Raw genomic sequence first — 4,430 nt, 5'->3', positions numbered from 1 at the left:
GGCCCAACAGCGCGGAGACAGTCTGGTTGGAGTGACCCCTCAGCTCGTCCTCGAGCATCTCCACGCTCGCGATGATCGAGCTCAGGGGTACGCGCAGGTCGTGACTGAGCTCGGCGGCGATCTCGGACATGTAGAGCGCCGCGGCCGCTTCTCGGGCCGCGATCGCGACGCCGACCGCACGGGCATCTGTCTCGAGCGCCACCGCCGCGGCTGTTGCGGTGGCCAGTTCCCGTTGATCATCAGCGGTGGCGGTCACTTCGGTTTCGGCGACCTGCTCAGCAGCTGCGACCGTCTGCCTGACGAGGGCTGCGGCGACGGTGGCAGCGTGAGCGACGGCGTTGGCTGCCCGCGTGGTGTCCTGGGCGGCTGCGTCAGCCGCGGCACTGACGGTGGCCGCGAGAAGTTCGGCCATGCGCTGCGTGTCGAGCGCGGTGCCATCCGTCTTGCAATGGGCAAGCTCATCGGCAGCCAGCGAGGCGGCCCGCTGCACCTGTGCCGCGGCCAGATCGGCGCGTACTCGCACGCGCGCGGCCGTTCGCTCCGCCTCGTAGGCCACGGACTGCGCCGCCGCATCCGCCGCGAACGCTCGTGCCCGCCTGGCGCTCTCCGCAGTGTCGGCGGCTCGACCAGCTGCCTCGGTCACGGCCGCTGTCGTCACGAGCACCGCCGCAGCTGCCTCGGCGGCCGTCGCCTCCAACGCCACGGCCACGGCTTCAGCGACCACCGCGGCGGCGGCCGCCCGACGCTCGGGGTCGACCTCGACGGCGGGTGCGATGGCGGCATCGCGCGAGGAAGGAATCATCACGGAGCTCAAGCCGTCATCCTGGAGGGAGTCCTCGCCCGCGTCCTGGTCAGGGTCTCGCACGGCCAACTACCCTCAGATCCGGACCCCCGAAATCAAAGGCCCACCTCTGCTGAGAGAACCAACGGCAGGGCAGCATGGCTGCGACCGGCCCCGTCACAATACCCGCCGTTCGCCCGTAGACGACCACAGTCCAGGACTCACGCATTCACCCCTGCGATCCGCGGTCCACTCATCGGTCATAACTGCCCCGAACGGTGACGATGGCCAAGGCGTTGAGGTCGGGTACGTCTGGGCCCAAGTGTGGTCGTCAAGTACGGCATTGCCTGCGACGCCTGCTGACACGGGCGAGGCGCTGCTGGCGGCGTACGGCGTCCGGACGACCAACGCGCCCGGGCAGCACGAAGCCGGGGATCACCGAGGCTCGCGGGCTGACCCATACATGACTGGAGTCCTGAGCCCAACCGAGGACCCAGGACTCCATTGACGCTGTCGGTCAGGCCTGCTGGCCAAGCGCGAAGTGGATGTTGCCCACCTCGTCCACGCCACCGTCCAAGATCTTGTCGGCAAGGAGCTCGGAGGCCGGCCCATCGACGTAGATGATGGCGCCGTCCTGCTCGATCATCTGGTCATCCTGTTCGGCGTGATCCGCGGGGCTGACCGACAGGGACTGCCCGTCTGCCTCGGCAGCGATACGTAGGCCAGAGATCTCCGGCACTTCCTCTGCGAGCTTCTTGACGATGTCGGTCATGTTCTCGGTGAGAGCAAGCATGGCTCTCCTTCCGAATGGAGGTTGTGTCCCCTTCACCATTGCGCGCATCCGCTGGGCGGACAAACTGTGGGCTCGATGTAGACCGGCCGCACCGGCGGCCAGCTGCGATTGCGGCTCCGGGGCAGCAGCGTCAGACAGGCAGCGAGTGCCGACTTCCCACGGCAAACCACAGGATCGGGCCGACCAGGGGCGCGAAGGTGACCAGGATCAGCCAAGGCACTATTCCCAGCCGGTCGCTCGACTGCTCTGAGCGCGCGATGCTCACCACGGCGGCGATCCAGAGGGCGGCGGCAGCGGCGATCATGGCGACGACGAGTGCCGCCCATACAGGGACAAAGCCCATGACTCATCCTTCTCGAGAGGGGCACCTCAGACGACAACGAGCATATCCAACGAAGCCTGCTCTCGCGCCGCCGGAAGCGCCACCCCAAGAGCGTCTGTCTACCCACTTGGTGTTCGGCCTCGCCTGCCGGATTCGTCGAGTAAGAGGTCCCGCGCGAACTCCAGCTGCCGGGATCGACGCTCAGCGGCCAGCTGTGTCCGGCTCGCGGCGAAAGGACACACCTTCCAGAACACATGGATCGCCGGCATGCTCGTACGTCGTCCGAAGAAGCGTGGCCTGCGCTCTGCCGCCAGGTGTCAAAGCCCTCTGTGACAGTGGTGGCGTTTCGCGAAAGTGCCCATTGACTTCAAAATAGATTCGTGTCAACGTCGAGTACCATGAAAACGACTCGCTCCTACACGATGGGCGTTCGCGCTGAGGCCGTCGCTGAAACCCGGCGGAGGATCATCGAGGCGCTTTTCGACCTCGGGCGTGAGCGGATGTTTCCTGACATCTCGCTCGACGACGTCGCGGTCGCAGCTGACGTCAGCGTCCAGACCATCCTGCGGCATTTCAAGAGTCGTGCCGGACTGATCGAAGCGACCATGGACCACGCGATCGCCACCGTGACCGAGGAGCGCCACGCCCCCGTCGGTGATGTCGACGCAGCAGTTGCTGTGATCGTCGGACACTACGAGGACCGTGGACGGACGGCGCTCCAAATGCTCGCCCAGGAGTCGGCGGATCCGCAGGTCGCCGAGCTGACCCGTCGCGGCCGGGCCATGCACCGCACGTGGGTGAGGGACGTCTTCGCGCCGTTCGCCGGCCCACGCGACCCACTCATCGACCTGCTCGTCGTCGCGACCGATGTCTACACCTGGAAGCTGCTGCGCCTCGACCGCCGCTATTCGCGGGCACGGACCGAACAACTCATCCATCGAATGGCGACGGCGCTCCTCGAAGGCGCCCGGGAAGAAGGAGATTCGTCATGAGCAACCTCCTCTTCGTCACGTGGGACGGTGGCGGCAACGTTCCTCCCGCGCTCGGCATCGCCGCCGAGCTGCAGCAGCGTGGCCACCGCGTCCGGGTGATGGGGCACCCCGTCCAACACGCGCAGGTGAAGGGCATGGGCCTCGACTTCACGGCGTTCCGCACCGCCCGCATGTTCAGGGCAACCGACAACAGCACGCCCCTCGACTACGTCGGCGTGTTCGGTGACCGGGCGATGGGTCGCGACGTCGTTGAGGAGATTCGTCGCGAGCCCGCTGACCTCGTGGTCATCGACTGCATCCTGTTCGGCGCGATGCAGGCGGTCGCGGCCGAGGCACTGCCATACGTGGTGCTGGAGCACATGTACGACGCGTATCTGGTCCGCAGGTGGCTGCGCGGCCCCATGGGCATCGGCATGGCGGTCAAGCGCATCCCTGCGCGAAGATTGCTGAACGGTGCGGCCGCCCGGCTGGTCGCGTGCCTGCAGGACCTTGATCCCACCGGCGGCGGCCCGCGACCTGGCAACCTGCACTTCACGGGACCCGTGGTGACGGGTGTTGCGGCCGCGCCCTCGGAGCCAACCGTGCTTGTCAGTCTCAGCACGGTCAACTTCCCGGGCCAGGCTCGAGCGATGCAGAACATCCTCGACGCGCTCGGCACTCTCGACGTGCGGGGCATCGCCACCGTGGGGCCCTCGATCGGCATCGAGAATCTGGCCTCTCCACCGAACGTCGAGCTCCGCGGGTTCGTCCCGCACACCGAGCTGCTGCCGTCGGTGTCGATGGTGATCGGGCACGGTGGCCACGCGACCACGATGGTCGCCCTGGCCCATGACCTCCCGGTGCTCGTCATGCCGATGCACCCGATGCTCGATCAGAAGATGGTCGGCCAGTCGTTGGTCGACGCCGGCGCTGGCCGGCTCCTGTCCAAGTCCGCCAAGCCCGCCGCGATCGCGGCCGTCGTGGATGAGCTGATCGGCGAGGGTCCGCATCGGGCTGCTGCCGCCCGGCTGGGCGCCGCCATCCGCACAACGTCGGGCGCCCGCGCCGGCGCCGATCTGGTCGAATCGGTGGGCACGAGTCGGGCCGTCGCCTGAAGGCAAGGCAGTCCTGGAGAAACAGGGCCAGTCGAAATGACCGACGACCCTCCGTGCTCTCGCGCAGAATCCGGTTCCCCTGTACGACCTCGTGCGCGAGCGCTGATCGAACGATATGCGCCCGGCCGGGATGACGGTGTGGAGCGCCGGGACGCAGCCCGCCTTCTGGCCTAGTCTCCATGGATGGAGCACACGTCGTTCAAGGCCACCACGGGGTCGGGTGCAATCGCGGGCTGGGTCGCCGGGCAGGGCCCCCCGGTACTGGCCCTGCACGGCGGGCCCGCCCTGAACTTCGACTATCTCAACGGAGTGGTGGAGGAAGTCGCTGCGCGTCACCGGGTCGCAACCTTCCAGCAGCGCGGGCTGGCGCCCTCGACCACCGTGGGCGCGTTCACCGTCGCGGAGGCAGTCGGCGACATCGTGGCGGTCCTCGACGAGCTCGGGTGGG

6 protein-coding genes are annotated in these 4,430 nt (G+C 67.7%); 3 read left to right on the top strand and 3 right to left on the bottom strand.

The window, feature by feature from the left end; all coding sequences use genetic code 11:
* The 3 genes from RMO85_RS02355 to RMO85_RS02345 all read right to left on the bottom strand — a co-directional run.
* A partial coding sequence (locus RMO85_RS02355; RefSeq protein WP_310526236.1) for a histidine kinase dimerization/phospho-acceptor domain-containing protein occupies window positions 1-865 on the bottom strand: 865 nt, incomplete at its 3' end.
* 433 nt (window positions 866-1,298) lie between these two features.
* Window positions 1,299-1,553 (bottom strand): Fe-S cluster assembly protein HesB, encoded by a 255-nt coding sequence (locus RMO85_RS02350; RefSeq protein WP_310526235.1) that lies wholly within the window; start codon window positions 1,551-1,553, stop codon window positions 1,299-1,301.
* A gap of 151 nt (window positions 1,554-1,704) precedes the next feature.
* Window positions 1,705-1,917, bottom strand: coding sequence for a PLDc N-terminal domain-containing protein (locus tag RMO85_RS02345; protein WP_310526234.1), 213 nt, complete (start codon window positions 1,915-1,917; stop codon window positions 1,705-1,707).
* A 377-nt stretch (window positions 1,918-2,294) separates the two neighbouring features.
* Here RMO85_RS02345 and RMO85_RS02340 point away from each other — a divergent pair, with 377 nt between their 5' ends.
* The 3 genes from RMO85_RS02340 to RMO85_RS02330 all read left to right on the top strand — a co-directional run.
* Complete coding sequence (locus RMO85_RS02340) at window positions 2,295-2,888, top strand: TetR/AcrR family transcriptional regulator (RefSeq protein ID WP_310526233.1); 594 nt, start codon at window positions 2,295-2,297, stop codon at window positions 2,886-2,888.
* Window positions 2,885-3,982, top strand: a complete 1,098-nt coding sequence (locus tag RMO85_RS02335; protein WP_310526232.1) for a nucleotide disphospho-sugar-binding domain-containing protein — start codon at window positions 2,885-2,887, stop codon at window positions 3,980-3,982. Before RMO85_RS02340 ends, RMO85_RS02335 begins: the two co-directional genes overlap by 4 nt.
* 183 nt (window positions 3,983-4,165) lie before the next feature.
* Window positions 4,166-4,430 (top strand): hypothetical protein (locus RMO85_RS02330; RefSeq protein ID WP_310526231.1); only part of this gene is annotated, 265 nt, incomplete at its 3' end.

It is taken from the genome of Nocardioides sp. (assembly GCF_031422975.1).
GTDB lineage: Bacteria > Actinomycetota > Actinomycetes > Propionibacteriales > Nocardioidaceae > Nocardioides.
Note: the sequence above shows the minus strand (reverse complement) of the source record. Positions and strands in the feature narration are given on the sequence as shown.

Bases quoted from the DNA above. Each gene is read 5' to 3' on its own strand.
- RMO85_RS02350 (WP_310526235.1), bottom strand. From the start codon at position 1,553: ATGACCGACATCGTCAAGAAGCTCGCAGAGGAAGTGCCGGAGATCTCT.
- RMO85_RS02345 (WP_310526234.1), bottom strand. From the start codon at position 1,917: ATGGGCTTTGTCCCTGTATGGGCGGCACTCGTCGTCGCCATGATCGCC.
- RMO85_RS02340 (WP_310526233.1), top strand. From the start codon at position 2,295: ATGAAAACGACTCGCTCCTACACGATGGGCGTTCGCGCTGAGGCCGTC.
- RMO85_RS02335 (WP_310526232.1), top strand. From the start codon at position 2,885: ATGAGCAACCTCCTCTTCGTCACGTGGGACGGTGGCGGCAACGTTCCT.